Source organism: uncultured Hymenobacter sp. (assembly GCF_964242765.1).
Taxonomy (GTDB): domain Bacteria; phylum Bacteroidota; class Bacteroidia; order Cytophagales; family Hymenobacteraceae; genus Hymenobacter.
Genome location: NZ_CAXTBM010000010.1, coordinates 112,283 through 126,947 on the forward strand (window position 1 = coordinate 112,283; position 14,665 = coordinate 126,947).

The window sequence follows — 14,665 nt, forward strand, 5'->3', positions numbered from 1 at the left end:
GCATAAGTAAAAGGCCGTCATGCTTCCACAGCATGACGGCCTTTCTATGTTATTTAATGCCTCTGCAACCAACAGATTTGCTTAGGTCAGCATGCCGCCATCAACCTGCAATACTTGGCCGGTGATGTAGCTGGAATCGTCGGAGGCGAGGAAAGCGGTGGCTTTGGCTACGTCTTCGGGTGAACCGCCGCGGCGCAGCGGAATAGCCTTGCGCCACTCGTCCACTTGCTTCTGGTCGAGGGCATCGGTCATTTCGGTTTCAATGAAACCAGGGGCAATGGCGTTGCAACGGATGTTGCGCGAGCCTAGCTCCAGGGCCACCGACTTCGTGAAGCCAATGATGCCTGATTTCGAAGCCGCGTAGTTGGCCTGGCCAGCGTTGCCTTTGATGCCGACCACCGACGTCATGTTGATGATGCTACCCGCTTTGGCGCGCATCATGGGCTTGGTGGCCGCTTTGGTGAGGTTGAACACCGACTTCAGGTTCACCGCAATTACCTGGTCCCACTGTTGCTCGCTCATGCGCATCAGTAGGCCATCTTGCGTAATACCGGCATTGTTGACCAGAATATCCAGCTTGCTGAAATCTGCTAGCACGTCCTCCACCAGCTTTTCGGCTTCCGCATACACGGAGGCATCGGAGCGGTATCCCTTCACTTTAGTGCCGTGAGCAGCCAGTTCTTGTTCGAGTTGCTGGCCTTTCTCCACGCTAGAGAGGTAAGTGAAAGCCACTTGCGCCCCAAGCTGGGCAAAATGTACCGCAATGGCGCGGCCGATTCCTTTGGATGCGCCCGTAATCAGGGCTACTTTTCCGTCGAGCAATTTTGTCATGGGGGCGAAGATAGGTTTCTGGTGGGTAGTTTTCAGTGCCAGGCGGCTGTCAAGTGGGGTATCTGGTACACGTTCACTACATCTGGCGGTCAACCTACACAAATTCACCAGCCAAATCCAATCCGCCGTTTGCCTCTATTGAAGTCAGTTTCGAGCTGAACCTGGGCAGGAACCACATCCGGCACTTCCTCCTGAACGGTAAGCCATAAACAAGCAGCCGCAAGAGCGTTACCTTCGCCCTGATGCTCGAAACTGAAATCTGTATTCTGGGCGCCGGACCGGGTGGTGCTACGGCGGCGTTGCACCTCGCTAATGCCGGCCAGTCCTGCCTACTCCTCGACCGCGCCACCTTCCCCCGCGACAAAGTGTGCGGCGACGCGCTGAGTGGGAAAGTCCTGAGTGAGCTGCGCCGGATTGATGCCTCACTGCCTGCCTGCCTGGAGGCCGCGCCGGTGCAACTTCCCTCGTGGGGCATCGATTTCTACGCGCCCAATGGCCGCAAGCTAGCCGTACCGTTCAAACCCAATTACAACGCCGCCACCGACCGCGCCGCCGGCCACATCAGCAAGCGTATCGACTTCGACAACTTCCTGATCGAAGAAGTGCGCCGCCGCCCCGAAATCGAGTTATGCGAAGGTGTTGACATCAGTGGGCATCAGCAGCAACCCGACGGCCGTTGGCTGCTAACGGATGCCGCGGGTGTGCCCGTGGTTTTAACGCGGTTACTGCTAGTGGCCAACGGCGCGCAGTCGTCGTTTGCGCGGCAGATTGGGGGGCACGCACTGGAACCAGCACATCATTGCGCCGGCCTGCGGGCTTATTACCGCGGCGTGCGCAACCTGCACCCCGACAATTTCATTGAGCTGCACTTCATCAAGGACTTTCTGCCGGGTTACCTCTGGGTGTTTCCGCTGCCCAACGGTGAGGCCAACGTAGGCGTTGGCATGCTCACCGAGGCCGTATCCAAGAAAAAGGTGAACCTGCGCGAGCGGCTCGCCGATATGCTTGCCACCCATCCGGCCCTGAAAGACCGATTTGCCGAGGCCGAGCGTCTGGGGCCGGTCCGGGGCTTTGGGCTGCCATTGGGCTCGAAACGCCGCAAACTTTCGGGCTCGAACTACCTGCTACTCGGCGACGCGGCCTCGCTCATCGACCCTTTCAGCGGCGAGGGTATCAGCCACGCCATGGTATCGGGTAGGCACGCGGCCGATTGGGTTGGCCGCGCCCTTGTCGCCCAAGATTTCAGCGCTGGTTTTCTAGCTGGCTACGACAAAGCCGTGTACAATCGGTTGGGGCAGGAGTTGCGTTTGAGCCGCGTTATGCAGCGCCTGTTGAGTTATCCGTGGCTGTTCAATTTCGTTGCCAACCGCGCGGCCAACAACCCTACCATCGCCGAAACTCTCTCGATGATGTTTTTGGACCTAGACATGCGTGAGCGGCTGCGTCAGCCAAGCTTTTACTTAAAGCTGCTGGTTGGGAAGTAACCTTATTGCTCTACGTAGCGCCGGAGGCTTTGCGCGGCTTTCGGGTTGAGTTGGGTGGCTTTTTCCAGGTCAGCTTTAGCTTCGGCGGGCTTATTGATGGAGGCATAGCTGATACCCCGATACTCATACGCATCAGCGTACTGGGGATCGAGGCGGATGGCTTCGGTAAAATCTGGAATGGCCGCTCGGAAGTTAAGGGTTTGCATACGGGCCGCCCCGCGTCCGAAAAAGGCTTCTTTATACTGCGGATTATGCTGAATGGCTTTCGTTAAATCGGTTATGGCGGCCGGGTACTGCTTCATCTTGAGGCGGTTGAGGCCGCGCTGATAAAAAGCACTGGCAGAAGCAGGAGCCAAGCGCAGCGCCGTGTTGCAGTCGGCAATAGCTGCATCGTAGTATTTGAGGTGGCTTTTCGCCTTGGCCCGTACCAGCAGTACCTGCACGTCGCCGGGTGTACTAGCCAACAGGGCATCGGCGGCGGCTATCATTGCCCGGTAATCATTCAAGGATTTAGGTACCTCAACTGCCGCATCTGCTGCCGACGCCGTAGCAGCGCTTAGCGCCGCCGAGTCCAGCAGCAAAGGCTCGGCCTGCTCTAAACGAATAGCCCGTTGCGAGATGGTTGCAGCACTTTGCACTTCCACCGAGGCGCATCGTGTGAAAACCAACAAGCTGCCAGCAACAGCAAATAAGACGAGCAAGCGGCGGAACATAAAGCAATTAAGCGAAACAGAAACGGTAAGAAGAAGCACAAAAGATGTGCGCGGCCAACAAGCAGCCAACTTCGTGTAATAGCTAACAACGATAGCCACTTAGCTGAGAAACCACACTTCTTTAAAAAAAGATGCGCTCCGCACACCCATTCTACTTATTCTCTCGCTCTTAAGCAAATGAAGTAGGCAAGGTTGATCCGGTCTGTAGCATATCCTTGCTTTTGACGAACTCAACTACCAGCACAGTCTGTCGGAACAACTTCCCGAGTTCACCACTTCATCCCGGTAATTACGCGTTTCTCATGCTTTCCAATAAGTTGCTTAAAGCACAGTAACAGTAAGCTAGAGGCTCTTTAAAGCAATATTACAGTCACCAAACCACCGTATCAGGCAGCAAGGTCTGCATCAAGTAGTAGGTCTGAGAGTAAGGGCGGAATGTCGCAAGAACTGATGCCCGGTTCTAGCTGTTGGGTAGATGCGTCGTCTGCCTATCTTTGCCCACCCCGTTGGCGTGGCAGCTAGCCCGGCGCGGGACTTTCCCTTTTCACCTTCAACCTGAAAACACTATGGCATTGCAATACGACCTGGTCGTGGTCGGCTCCGGGCCGGGCGGCTACGTAGCCGCCATCCGCGCCTCCCAACTTGGTCTGAAAGTTGGCGTCATCGAGCGGGAGTCGCTCGGCGGCATCTGCCTCAACTGGGGCTGCATTCCCACCAAAGCTCTGCTCAAAAGTGCTCAGGTGTTCGAATACCTTAACCACGCCAGCGAATACGGCTTGAAAGCCGAAGGTGTGAGCTTTGATTTCAACGCCGTCATTGGCCGCAGCCGTGGTGTGGCCGATGGCATGAGCAAGGGCATCAATTTCCTCTTCAAGAAGAACAAGATCGACGCCATTATGGGCACGGGCAAGCTGTTGGCTCCCGGTAAAGTCGAGCTAACCAAAGCCGACGGCACCAAGGATACGGTAGAAGCCAAGCACATCATTCTGGCTACCGGAGCCCGCTCGCGTGAGCTGCCCACCATGCCTGTCGACGACAAGAAAATTATTGGCTACCGCAAAGCCATGAGCCTGGAGCAACAGCCGAAGCGCCTCGTGGTGGTGGGTTCGGGGGCCATTGGCGTTGAGTTTGCGTACTTCTACCGCGCCATGGGCTCGGAGGTAACGGTGGTGGAGTACCTGCCCCGCATCGTGCCCGTGGAGGACGAGGAAGTGTCGCGCCAGATGGAGAAGTCGTTCAAGAAAATGGGCATCAACGTACTGACCAGCGCCGAGGTGACCAAAGTGGACACCAGCGGCGAAGGCTGCAACGTCACCATCAAAACCGAGAAAGGCGAGCAGCAGATTGCCTGCGACGTAGTGCTAAGCGCCGTGGGCGTGACCACCAACCTGGAAAACCTCGGCCTCGAAGAGCTCGGTATCAAAGTAGACCGGGGCCGCGTCATCGTCGACGACTATTACCAGACCAGCGTGCCCGGCATCTACGCCATCGGCGACATCATTCCGGGTCACGCGCTGGCCCACGTGGCCTCGGCCGAAGGTATTATCTGCGTCGAGAAAATCACGGGTCATAACCCCGAGCCGCTCAATTACCAGAACATCCCCGGCTGCACCTACGCCACGCCGGAAATTGCTTCAGTTGGTCTCACCGAAGCCGAAGCCAAAAAGCAAGGCTACGATATTCTGGTGGGTAAATTCCCCTTCTCGGCATCCGGTAAAGCCTCCGCTGGCGGTGTAAAAGATGGCTTCGTGAAAGTCATCTTCGACAAGAAGTACGGCGAGTGGCTAGGTGCCCACATGATTGGCTCGAACGTGACGGAGATGATTGCCGAAGTGGTAGTAGCCCGCAAACTGGAAACTACCGGCCACGAAATCATCAAGTCGGTGCACCCGCACCCCACTATGAGCGAAGCCGTGATGGAAGCTGCCGCCGCTGCTTACGGTGAAGTAATTCACTTGTAAGACGTAGCATAGGCTTTAGGCTTAAATCATTCCTGAAAGCTCTAACCTTCTTAAGGTTGGGGCTTTCTGTTTTCAGTGTAGTAGTAAGAAGCAAGACGGCTCTTACAAATCAGCAACACCAAGCCAACATACAAGCTGCGACTCAGTTAGGATAGTGGGCGCTGGAACTATGATATTGCCTTCCCGTATCCTGTTTATTTCGCGTCCACCACTTGCAAGCCCCATGAAGGTTTCCTATCGTTTGCTAATTACCCTACTACTGATTGGAGTAGCATTGGTGCTGACGGCCGCCATATTCAAAACGCAGCACTATCCTGGCAGCGACTACCTGATATTATTGGGACTGGCAATGCAGTTTGTGGCGGGCGTATTGGTCGTTTGGAAGTTCGCTAATCGTCTCGGCAATAAAGAGTAGCTAGCAGCTAATTAGGTTGTATCTGAAAAGTGATTGAAAACTGTCATTCCAAGCACAACGAGGAATCTTAGTGCTACCTATAACCGAAAAATTAGATTCCTCGCTGTGCTTGGAATGACGGAAAAGCTTGTTTCAGCTTTCAAAACACAGCCTAATTCGATTATCTATTAGCTGCTGGCCAGCAGATGCTTGACAGGGCTGTTAGCAGTTTCAGCAAGTTTTCAGGCAAGAAACTGTAATGCTGAGCAGTATACCTATAAAAAGGCTACACGAACAACGCAGCCACAAACGGAAGCCGGCCGCCTCGAACGTGTGTCGAAGCGGCCGGCTACTTGATTCGAATAGTGGCGAAACAACTGCATCTAGCAAGCTGCCCGGTATTCGAAAATGCTACAGGCGGGGTGGGGTTTGCGCCTGCTCAAACGGAGCGTGGGAATTGACTACTAGCTAATGGGGGGGATTCATTAGCCGGTAGCGAGAGCAATATTACAAAGAATTTTTTAACTAGTAAGTGTTAGCTTACTTATTTTTGTGAGTACGTACTCACCTTTTCAAATTAAGTATCGCAATCGATTGCTATTCAAAATTTTACGAGAAACTCAATTCTTAAAAAAATTGAAAATTTTTCTCAAGTAAGTGAATCAAGTGTCAAAAAGGCCCTGTCAAGCTAGTTTGTCGGCTTTGTAGCATCCGACTGTTTCCTCTTGTCCATGCAATTTTAGCTTTAATTTCCGTCAATCCTAAGTTATGAACGCTGCCTAAATGAGTGGTGTGAAACTCCCGGTGCGGCACGTAGCTGCCTTGTTCTACAGCTTGCCCTACTTGTTTATATGCTTCGCGGAATGGTACCCCGGCCTGAATAAGCTGGTTGATGTTCTCCACCGAGAAGATGCCATCGTACTTCGGCTGATTCAGCAGATCGGGCTTGATCTTCAACTGGGGCAGCGCAAACAATAGCATGTCGAGGATATCAAGAAACTGCATCATCGGCTCGAATAAGATTTCCTTCAGGATCTGAAAGTCGCGGTGGTAGCCGCTGGGCAGGTTGTTGGTGGCCAGCATGATGGTGGTCGGCAGGCCTTGCAGGGCGTTGCAGCGCGCCCGTACCAACTCGAATACATCCGGGTTTTTCTTGTGCGGCATGATGCTAGAGCCGGTTGTGAAAGCGGCAGGCAACTCCACAAAGGCTAAATCCTGACTATTGTAAAGCACTAGGTCGTAGGCCATCTTCGAGAGGGTAGCCCCAACGCCTGCCAGCGCGAAAGCCACGGTTTTCTCGGTTTTGCCCCGTAGCATTTGTGCTCCTACCGAGCTGACAGCTAGCTGGCTGAATCCCATTTCCTGCGTAGTAAGTTGCCGGTCGATGGGGAAGCTGCTGCCAAAGCCAGCTCCTGAGCCTAAGGGATTCTGATCGGCGACTAAGTGGGCCGCTTCTAATAAGGCTAGGTCAAGCAGCAAGTGCTCGGCGTAGGCAGAAAACCACAAACCGAAGCTGCTGGGCATAGCCGCCTGAAAATGGGTGTAGCCGGGCATTAAGTCGGCTTGGTGCGCTTCGGCTTTCTCCAGAAGGATATCTACCAGCGCCATGATTTGGATGGCAGCTTGCTGGGTGTAATCCTTCAAGAAAAGCTGGATAGCCGTAAGTACTTGGTCGTTGCGGGAGCGGGCCGTATGGATCTTCTTGCCCGCGTCGCCGAACTTGTCGGTTAGGTAAGCCTCTATTTTAGAGTGAACGTCTTCAAAGCTTTCGTCGATGGTGAAAGTGCCTTCCTCTATCTGAGCTGCCAGCTCGGTTAGGCCTTGCTGAAGCTGCTGGTTTTCCTTCGTGGAAATCAACCCCACTTTGACCAGCATGCTCGCTTGTGCTTTCGAGGCCTGCACGTCGAACCGCGCCAGATACAGGTCCAGCTCCCGGTCTTTGCCAACCGTGAACTGTTCGATTTTCTTGTCAACGGCAATGCCTTTGTCCCAAATTTTCATAATTCAATTTGTAAAGAAGCCTTTTTCGGGACTTCCAGATGCTAGGTTTACTGTGCGAGCTAAACTGTACGGGCCATGAAACCGACTGTCGCAATTAGCCCAGTTTTTGTCGGTTTAAGCCCTGTTGAAGGGTAGGATGGAACGGTACTTTTAGGTGTCATTCACTAAGCCATAGCAAGCCATGCAAAAAATCACCCCGTTCCTGACCTACAATGATAAAGCGGAAGACGCTGCGAAGCTTTACACCAGCCTTTTCAAAGATTCACGCATTACCAACACCACGTATTACCCAGAAGGCTCACCTATGCCAAAGGGCAGCGTGATGACGGTTGAATTTGAACTGGCCAACCAAAAGTACGTGGCGCTGAACGGCGGGCCTCACTTCACGTTTACTGAAGGGTTTTCGCTATCCGTAAGTTGCACAAGCCAGGCCGAGATAGACGAGCTATGGGAAAAGCTCACGGCCAATGGCGGCCAGCCAGGCCAGTGCGGGTGGCTCAAAGACCAGTTTGGGGTATCCTGGCAAATCACTCCAATTAATATAGGGCAGCTGCTACAAAGCAATGATCCAGCACGGGCACAACGCAAAATGGCCGCCATGATGCAGATGCACAAAATCGAAATTGCCACTCTGGAGCAAGCCTAATCCTACAATTCCAGCCCGTCCAGCAACTCTATGTAGCCTTGGATTCCGGCTCGTATTTCGCTGAGCAAGATGTACTCATCGGGCGTGTGGGAGCGGGCAGAGTCGCCGGGGCCAATCTTGATGGTGTCGAATGGCATCATCGATTGGTCGGACAGCGTGGCGGAGCCGAACGTGCGGCGACCTTGGGCTAGGCCTTTGCGCACCAACGGATGGTCTAGGGCAATGCGGGAGGAATTGAGGTGCGTGGAACGGGGGGTTACATCGGCGCCTACATGTTCCCGCACCAAGCGCACCACCTCTTCATTGCCGTACAACTCGTTGGTGCGCACGTCCACCACAAACTGGCATTTGTCGGGTACTACGTTGTGCTGCGAGCCGGCTTGCACCTGCGTAACGGTGGTTTTGACGGGCCCAAGCAACTCCGATACTTTCGGAAACTGGTACTGCTGAAACCACTGAATATCGGGTATGGCCTTGTACAGGGCGTTTTCGCCTTCGTCGCGGGCCGCGTGGCCGGTGCGGCCGTGAGTTACGCAGTCCAGCACTATCAAGCCTTTTTCGGCAATAGCCATGTCCATTTGGGTTGGCTCGCCTACTATACCCAGATCCACTTTCCCGAACTGGGGCAGAACGCTGCGGATACCGCCTGCGCCCGACACTTCCTCTTCTGCCGTAATAGCGCAAAGCAAATTGAAAGCGGGGTTCTGCTGCTGGAAGTAGAGGAAAGTAGCCAGCAAGCTCACGGCCGACGCTCCAGCATCATTGCTCCCGAGCCCAATCAGTTTGTCGCCCTCTAGCACGGCCCCAAACGGGTCGTAGGTCCAGGTGCTGCCGGGCTTTACGGTGTCGTGGTGGGAATTGAGCAGCAGGGTAGGACGGGTGGCATCGAAGTTCGGGGCTACAGCCCACACGTTGTGGCCGGTGCGTTGGGACTGCGCACCATGCGCAGCCAGAAAATTGAAGATTAGATCCGCCGTGGCGCCTTCTTCCCGCGAGAAAGAAGGCGTTTTGATTAGCTGAGTCAACAGTTGAATAGCCTCTTCGGAAAGACGTTCGATTAGCTCTGACATAGAATCGTTTTCACGGGCTCGTTGATTTTCAGAGCGTTTTCAATAACCACCGTGGCTACTCCAGCTTCCAGCGCTGCGAAGGCGTTGTCGAGTTTGGGAATCATGCCGGCGGCAATAACGCCCTCTGCCTTTAGAGCCTGATATTGCTCCGACGTGATGCGCGGAATTACCGAGGATTCGTCATTGATATCAGTTAACACGCCATCCTTCTCGAAGCAAAAGTGCAGCTCCACCGTGTACGACACCGCTAAAGCACGCGCCAGGGTGCTGGCAATAGTGTCGGCGTTGGTGTTAAGCAATTGGCCGTGCCCGTCGTGGGTGATGGCGCATAAAATGGGGGTGAGGCCAGTTTCCAGTAACTGCTCCAGCAAGCGAGTATTGACGCTCTGCTCGTTCAAGTCGCCCACAAACCCGTAGTCGATGGTACGCACGGGGCGTTTGGTGGCCAGAATGGCATTGCCATCGGCGCCGGAGAGGCCGAGCGCATTTACGCCTTGCTCTTGCAGCAGCGCCACAACTTGCTTGTTGGTTTTGCCGGCGTAGAACATCGTTACAATGTCAAGGGTGGCGGCGTCGGTGATACGGCGGCCTTCCACCATCTGGGGCTCGATGCCAAGGCGGCTGAGCATCTGGCTGGCGCCTTTGCCGCCGCCGTGTACCAGTATTTTGCGGCCTTCGATGCGCGCCAGCTCGCCCAGAAAATAGCGGAGCTGCGCTTCATCGTCGATGATGCCACCCCCTATTTTGAATATTTTTAGAACCTCGCTCATAGCTAGTAAGAAGTGAAATGCGGCGCATCAAGGCCGTGAATGCGAGAATCTGCCCTTGCTCGGTTGCCCGCAAGTTGGAAAGCCATAAATGCTAAAGGTTTTTTAATATGGAGCCGGCAAAGTTTCCGAAAAAAAACATCTAGTTTTGCAACGATTTAGCGGTCCTATTCATTTAAACCGCAGAAACACTCTCGCCGCCTCTAAGGCACACGTCATGATTCGTCTCTCCTCTATTGCGCTTTTGCGACGGCCCACGTTGGTCGTGCGAATAATGCCAGCTTAAGAGCTGGCTGCAATATTTCGCCTGCGTTTTTACCACGTTAAGAACCGGCCCGGGGCCTTCCTGCAAATCGCCCCGCTTGAAGAGAACTTCAACGAATAACTGAGTGACACGAGTGTAAGCCCTAATTAGATGCTTTTTCTGGCAAGTTATTGGTCAGAACTGCTCCCGTGAGTTTGCGAAGCTGCCGCCGTTGTTTTCTGGATTTTTTCCTGATACCGGTCTTTTTTCCGGTTGTCGCGCCGCTTCATTCGTAAGCATTCCTTAGCTTCTTCCCATCCGTCTTTCCGTGCCTGTTGTCTGATAAGTAGGCAACTAACCGAGCTTTGACCATGATTTTACGCGTAGCCAATGCTGCCGACGCGCAGTATGTGGAAACCCTTTGTCAATGGTATGAGGAATCTGCCAAACAGCGCGGCGTAGGCATCGCCAAGCGAGACCCTAACTATCTGATCAAAAAGATGGATAGAGGTGACTCCATTATTGCTTTCATCGACGATCAGCTGGCGGGCTTCTGCTACATCGAAACCTTCGAGGACAACAAGTTTGTGGTTAACTCGGGGTTGATTGTGAACACCGAATTGCGGAAGGAGGGACTGGGTCGGGCTATCAAGCACGAGGTATTCAAGCTTTCCCGAACCAAGTATCCGACGGCTAAGATTTTCGGTATCACGACCAGCATGGCCGTGATGAAAATCAACACCGAGCTAGGGTACAAGCCCGTTACGTTCACCGAGCTAACGCAAAGTGACGACTTCTGGAAAGGCTGCTCGAGCTGCAAGAACTACGGTATCTTGATGGAAAACGAGCGCAAAATGTGTCTCTGTACCGGCATGGTCTATGATACGCTGAACGACCAATACAGCCAGCCAGCACAAGCCAGCATCGAAATTCTTAATCAGGAGAAGTGAGCTGGCAACGAACGTTGTGCTAAGGCTACAATGTGCTTAACGTGTTGCTGTCGGCCAACTAACTGTCCTGCTTGATCTGGTGTGTGCTTGCCAAAGCATCTGGTATGATAAGTATGCCATAATAGCGAGATGCAGCGCTTAATTTCGCAACGCAATCAGCTTTTGGCTAGGCAACAGCAGCAAGAAATGCAGCACAGAAGCAAATGCTAGGCGAAGCATGCCGTTCTTTACTGTTCACCTCTCGGTTCTTACTTCTAACTAACGCATGAAAAAGGTAGTTTTAGCGTACAGTGGCGGCTTGGATACGTCTTATTGCGTGGTGTACCTGACCCGCGAATTGGGTCTGGAAGTGCACACGGTTATCGTCAACTCGGGTGGTTTCTCTCAGGAGGAGCTAGCAGCAATCGAGAAGCGAGCCTACGAGCTAGGCTCTACTAAGCACGAGGTGATTGACGTAACCGAGCGATTCTACCAAGACTGCCTGCGCTACCTTATTTTCGGTAACATTCTCAAGAACGACACCTATCCGTTGAGTGTCAGTGCCGAGCGCATGTTTCAGTCGTTGGCTCTTGCTGAATATGCCCGAGAGCACAAAGCCGACTACATTGCCCACGGCAGCACCGGCGCCGGCAACGACCAAGTGCGTTTCGATGTGGCGTTTTCGGTGATTTCGCCGAACACCGAAATCATCACGCCCATCCGCGACTTGAAACTGTCGCGCCAGGCTGAAATCGACTTCCTGAACCAGCACGGCTTCGAGATGAGTTGGGAAAAGGCCAAGTACTCTATCAACAAAGGCATTTGGGGTACTAGCGTGGGTGGTGTCGAAACCTTGACTTCCAACCAAGCACTGCCAGAGTCGGCGTACCCAACGCAAATCTCCGCTACGGAGCCTACCAGCATAGAAATTACTTTCGAGAAAGGTGAGCCAGTGGCATTGAACGGTAAGGCGATGAAGCCGGTGCAGCTCATTCAGGAACTGAATGAAATGGCCGGTAAATACGCCATCGGCCGCGATACACACGTCGGTGACACTATTTTGGGCATCAAGGGCCGGGTTGGTTTTGAAGCACCGGCGCCGCTGATTTTGTTGAAGGGCCACCATTTGCTGGAGAAGCACACTTCGTCGCGGTGGCAGCTGCTGCACAAAGATTACATCGCCAACTGGTACGGCACGCTACTGCACGAGGCGCAGTACCTCGATCCGGTCATGCGCGACATGGAAGCCTTCCTTGCGTCGTCGCAGGAGCGGGTGTCGGGCAAGGTGTTCGTGACGTTGAAGCCGTATCAGTTCGAGCTACAAGGCATCGAATCGAAGTACGACATGATGCGCTCCAAAGTGGCAACGTACGGCGAGGAAAACGACGCCTGGGACGGCCGCGACGCCAAGGGCTTCATCAAAATCTTCAGCAATCAGCTTCGCATACATTCTTCCTTCAACGATGAAAATTAAGGTCGGCATTGTGGGCGGCGCTGGCTACACGGCCGGCGAGCTACTCCGCATCCTGCTGCATCACGAATACGTGGAGTTAGGAGCCATTGTCAGTTCCTCTAACGCGGGCAACCCGGTGTACCAGGTGCACGACGATTTGGTGGGGGAAACGGACTTGGTGTTTGCCTCGGAGTTGGCTGGAGACGAGGACGTAGTATTTTTGTGCCTCGGGCACGGCAACTCGCGTGCTTTCCTGGAAAAGACGCCCTTGGCCGCTACTACTCACGTCATCGACCTAAGCAACGACTTCCGTTTGGAAGCCGACCAGGAATTTGCCGACAGAGAATTCGTCTACGGATTGCCAGAGTTGAACAAGAGCCGCATCCAGCAGGCGCAGAGCATTGCCAATCCGGGTTGCTTTGCTACAGCTATCCAGTTGGCATTGCTGCCTTTGGCAGCTGCGGGTAAGCTGACCGATGATGTGCACGTGTCGGCCATTACGGGCTCGACAGGTGCGGGGCAGAGCTTATCGGAGACGGTGCATTTCTCGTGGCGCACCAACAATGTGTCTATCTACAAGCCGTTTTCGCATCAGCACCTGGGCGAGATAGGGGAGAGCCTGGCGCAGTTGCAGCCGCAGTTGGAAATGGATATTCACTTCATTCCGTACCGAGGAAACTTCTCGCGCGGTATCTTCGCCAGCGTGTACACACCATCGGACCTGACGCAAGAGGAGGCGCGGCAACTGTTCAAGGATTTCTACGCCGACGCGCCGTTTACCACGGTTTCCAACAAGGAACTGCATCTGAAGCAGGTAGTTAATACCAACAAGTGCCTGCTGCACGTGCAGAAATTTGGCAAGCAACTATTGGTTACCTCGGTTATTGATAATCTGGTGAAGGGCGCTTCCGGGCAAGCCATCCAGAACATGAATTTGCTGTTCGGTCTGCCGGAAACGACGGGCCTTCACCTCAAATCAGTGCTTTTGTAATGGAGCTTTTCAACGTATATCCGCTCGTCAATATCACGCCGGTCAAGGCGCTGGGAGCGAAGCTTTGGGACGATAAAGGCCAGGAATATCTGGATTTCTACGGCGGGCACGCCGTTATTTCTATCGGCCACAGCCACCCGCACTACGTGCAGCGCCTCACCGAACAGTTGCAGAACATCGGCTTCTACTCGAATTCCGTGCAGATTCCGATTCAGACGCAGTTGGCGCGTAAGTTAGGCGAGGTGTCGGGCTACGCGGATTACACGCTGTTCTTGTGCAACTCTGGCGCCGAAGCCAACGAGAATGCGCTGAAGCTGGCCTCCTTCCACACCGGCAAAAACCACGTTATTGCCTTCAAAGGCGCTTTCCACGGCCGAACCTCCGGCGCGGTAGCGGCCACCGATAACCCGAAAATCGTGGCTCCTTTCAACGCCGGCCACGCCATTTCCTTTGTGCCATATGATTTGAGCGAAGTGGAGCGAGTGATGCAAACCGGCGAAGTTTGCGCGGTTATCATCGAGCCAATTCAGGGCGTGGGTGGCATCATCATGCCTTCCGACAAGTTTCTGGTGGGACTAGCCGAACTCTGCAAAAAGCACGGCGTCCTGCTGATTGCCGATGAGGTGCAGAGTGGCTACGGTCGTAGCGGTAAATTCTTTGCGCACCAATACGCCGGCATCAAGCCCGACATCATCTCGGTGGCGAAAGGCATGGGCAACGGCTTCCCTATCGGTGGTATCCTGATTTCGCCGGAGTTGAAAGCGTCTTACGGTTTGTTGGGTACTACTTTCGGTGGCAATCACCTGGCTTGCGCCGCTGCGCTGGCCGTGTTGGAAGTCATTGAGGACGAAAACCTGTTGCAGCACGCCACCGAACTCGGCAACTACCTGCGCACCGAGCTAGAAGCTAATTCCGGGGCCGAAGAAATTCGGGGCCGGGGCCTGATGGTAGGTATCAAGTACGATTTCCCCATCAAGGACGTGCGCGACAAGCTGCTAACTGAGCACTACATTTTCGTTGGTAATGCCTCCGACCCCACGGTGCTCCGTTTACTGCCACCGCTCAACATCACGAAGGCAGAAGTCGACCGGTTCCTGCACGCGCTGTACGAATTAACGCGCAAAGCGGTGGCCACCATGCAGGAGCCGTCAGCGCTAGATTAAAGTAACCCACTGTAGAGA

General features: G+C 54.0%; 13 protein-coding genes. 8 read left to right on the forward strand and 5 right to left on the reverse strand.

Annotated features, from left to right (window positions below):
* Positions 1-81: 81 nt before the first annotated feature.
* Complete coding sequence (gene fabG, locus ACFE7X_RS06265; protein ID WP_375434811.1) at positions 82-831, reverse strand: 3-oxoacyl-[acyl-carrier-protein] reductase; 750 nt, start codon at positions 829-831, stop codon at positions 82-84.
* A 242-nt stretch (positions 832-1,073) separates the two neighbouring features.
* On the opposite strand from fabG, the gene ACFE7X_RS06270 reads away from it, so the two are divergent.
* The gene (locus ACFE7X_RS06270; RefSeq protein ID WP_375434812.1) at positions 1,074-2,315 is read left to right on the forward strand and encodes an NAD(P)/FAD-dependent oxidoreductase; all 1,242 of its coding nucleotides are present in this window, start codon (positions 1,074-1,076) and stop codon (positions 2,313-2,315) included.
* 2 nt (positions 2,316-2,317) lie between these two features.
* Here ACFE7X_RS06270 and ACFE7X_RS06275 read toward each other — a convergent pair whose 3' ends face one another.
* Positions 2,318-3,028 (reverse strand): tetratricopeptide repeat protein, encoded by a 711-nt coding sequence (locus ACFE7X_RS06275; RefSeq protein ID WP_375434813.1) that lies wholly within the window; start codon positions 3,026-3,028, stop codon positions 2,318-2,320.
* A gap of 566 nt (positions 3,029-3,594) precedes the next feature.
* On the opposite strand from ACFE7X_RS06275, the gene lpdA reads away from it, so the two are divergent.
* Positions 3,595-4,989 carry a dihydrolipoyl dehydrogenase gene (gene lpdA / locus ACFE7X_RS06280; RefSeq protein WP_375434814.1) on the forward strand — a complete coding sequence of 465 codons (1,395 nt, stop codon included), beginning with the start codon at positions 3,595-3,597 and terminating at the stop codon, positions 4,987-4,989.
* Positions 4,990-5,212: 223 nt separating this feature from the next.
* On the forward strand, positions 5,213-5,404 hold the full coding sequence (locus tag ACFE7X_RS06285; RefSeq protein ID WP_375434815.1) for a hypothetical protein: 192 nt from the start codon (positions 5,213-5,215) through the stop codon (positions 5,402-5,404).
* A 648-nt stretch (positions 5,405-6,052) separates the two neighbouring features.
* On the opposite strand, the gene argH is transcribed toward ACFE7X_RS06285, so the two are convergent.
* Positions 6,053-7,384 (reverse strand): argininosuccinate lyase, encoded by a 1,332-nt coding sequence (argH, locus tag ACFE7X_RS06290; protein WP_375434816.1) that lies wholly within the window; start codon positions 7,382-7,384, stop codon positions 6,053-6,055.
* A gap of 181 nt (positions 7,385-7,565) precedes the next feature.
* Between argH and ACFE7X_RS06295 the strand changes: the two genes are divergently transcribed.
* Entirely contained in the window at positions 7,566-8,030 is a 465-nt protein-coding gene (locus ACFE7X_RS06295; protein WP_375434817.1) for a VOC family protein, read from the forward strand.
* Between the two features lie 2 nt (positions 8,031-8,032).
* On the opposite strand, the gene ACFE7X_RS06300 is transcribed toward ACFE7X_RS06295, so the two are convergent.
* Positions 8,033-9,100, reverse strand: a complete 1,068-nt coding sequence (locus ACFE7X_RS06300) for a M20 family metallo-hydrolase (protein ID WP_375434818.1) — start codon at positions 9,098-9,100, stop codon at positions 8,033-8,035.
* Positions 9,088-9,870 carry an acetylglutamate kinase gene (argB, locus tag ACFE7X_RS06305; RefSeq protein WP_375434819.1) on the reverse strand — a complete coding sequence of 261 codons (783 nt, stop codon included), beginning with the start codon at positions 9,868-9,870 and terminating at the stop codon, positions 9,088-9,090. Before argB ends, ACFE7X_RS06300 begins: the two co-directional genes overlap by 13 nt.
* A gap of 612 nt (positions 9,871-10,482) precedes the next feature.
* Between argB and ACFE7X_RS06310 the strand changes: the two genes are divergently transcribed.
* The 4 genes from ACFE7X_RS06310 to ACFE7X_RS06325 all read left to right on the forward strand — a co-directional run bounded on the left by ACFE7X_RS06310 (position 10,483) and on the right by ACFE7X_RS06325 (position 14,647).
* Positions 10,483-11,061, forward strand: a complete 579-nt coding sequence (locus tag ACFE7X_RS06310; protein ID WP_375434820.1) for a GNAT family N-acetyltransferase — start codon at positions 10,483-10,485, stop codon at positions 11,059-11,061.
* Positions 11,062-11,326: 265 nt separating this feature from the next.
* Positions 11,327-12,514, forward strand: coding sequence for an argininosuccinate synthase (gene argG, locus ACFE7X_RS06315; protein ID WP_375434821.1), 1,188 nt, complete (start codon positions 11,327-11,329; stop codon positions 12,512-12,514).
* Entirely contained in the window at positions 12,504-13,484 is a 981-nt protein-coding gene (gene argC, locus ACFE7X_RS06320; protein ID WP_375434822.1) for an N-acetyl-gamma-glutamyl-phosphate reductase, read from the forward strand. Before argG ends, argC begins: the two co-directional genes overlap by 11 nt.
* A complete protein-coding gene (locus ACFE7X_RS06325) occupies positions 13,484-14,647 on the forward strand; it encodes an aspartate aminotransferase family protein (protein WP_375434823.1) in 1,164 nt (387 codons plus the stop codon). Before argC ends, ACFE7X_RS06325 begins: the two co-directional genes overlap by 1 nt.
* Positions 14,648-14,665 lie beyond the last annotated feature (18 nt).

Bases quoted from the DNA above. Each gene is read 5' to 3' on its own strand.
- argC (WP_375434822.1), top strand. From the start codon at position 12,504: ATGAAAATTAAGGTCGGCATTGTGGGCGGCGCTGGCTACACGGCCGGC.
- ACFE7X_RS06325 (WP_375434823.1), top strand. From the start codon at position 13,484: ATGGAGCTTTTCAACGTATATCCGCTCGTCAATATCACGCCGGTCAAG.
- ACFE7X_RS06285 (WP_375434815.1), top strand. From the start codon at position 5,213: ATGAAGGTTTCCTATCGTTTGCTAATTACCCTACTACTGATTGGAGTA.
- ACFE7X_RS06270 (WP_375434812.1), top strand. From the start codon at position 1,074: ATGCTCGAAACTGAAATCTGTATTCTGGGCGCCGGACCGGGTGGTGCT.
- argB (WP_375434819.1), bottom strand. From the start codon at position 9,870: ATGAGCGAGGTTCTAAAAATATTCAAAATAGGGGGTGGCATCATCGAC.
- fabG (WP_375434811.1), bottom strand. From the start codon at position 831: ATGACAAAATTGCTCGACGGAAAAGTAGCCCTGATTACGGGCGCATCC.
- argH (WP_375434816.1), bottom strand. From the start codon at position 7,384: ATGAAAATTTGGGACAAAGGCATTGCCGTTGACAAGAAAATCGAACAG.
- argG (WP_375434821.1), top strand. From the start codon at position 11,327: ATGAAAAAGGTAGTTTTAGCGTACAGTGGCGGCTTGGATACGTCTTAT.
- ACFE7X_RS06310 (WP_375434820.1), top strand. From the start codon at position 10,483: ATGATTTTACGCGTAGCCAATGCTGCCGACGCGCAGTATGTGGAAACC.
- ACFE7X_RS06300 (WP_375434818.1), bottom strand. From the start codon at position 9,100: ATGTCAGAGCTAATCGAACGTCTTTCCGAAGAGGCTATTCAACTGTTG.
- ACFE7X_RS06295 (WP_375434817.1), top strand. From the start codon at position 7,566: ATGCAAAAAATCACCCCGTTCCTGACCTACAATGATAAAGCGGAAGAC.
- lpdA (WP_375434814.1), top strand. From the start codon at position 3,595: ATGGCATTGCAATACGACCTGGTCGTGGTCGGCTCCGGGCCGGGCGGC.
- ACFE7X_RS06275 (WP_375434813.1), bottom strand. From the start codon at position 3,028: ATGTTCCGCCGCTTGCTCGTCTTATTTGCTGTTGCTGGCAGCTTGTTG.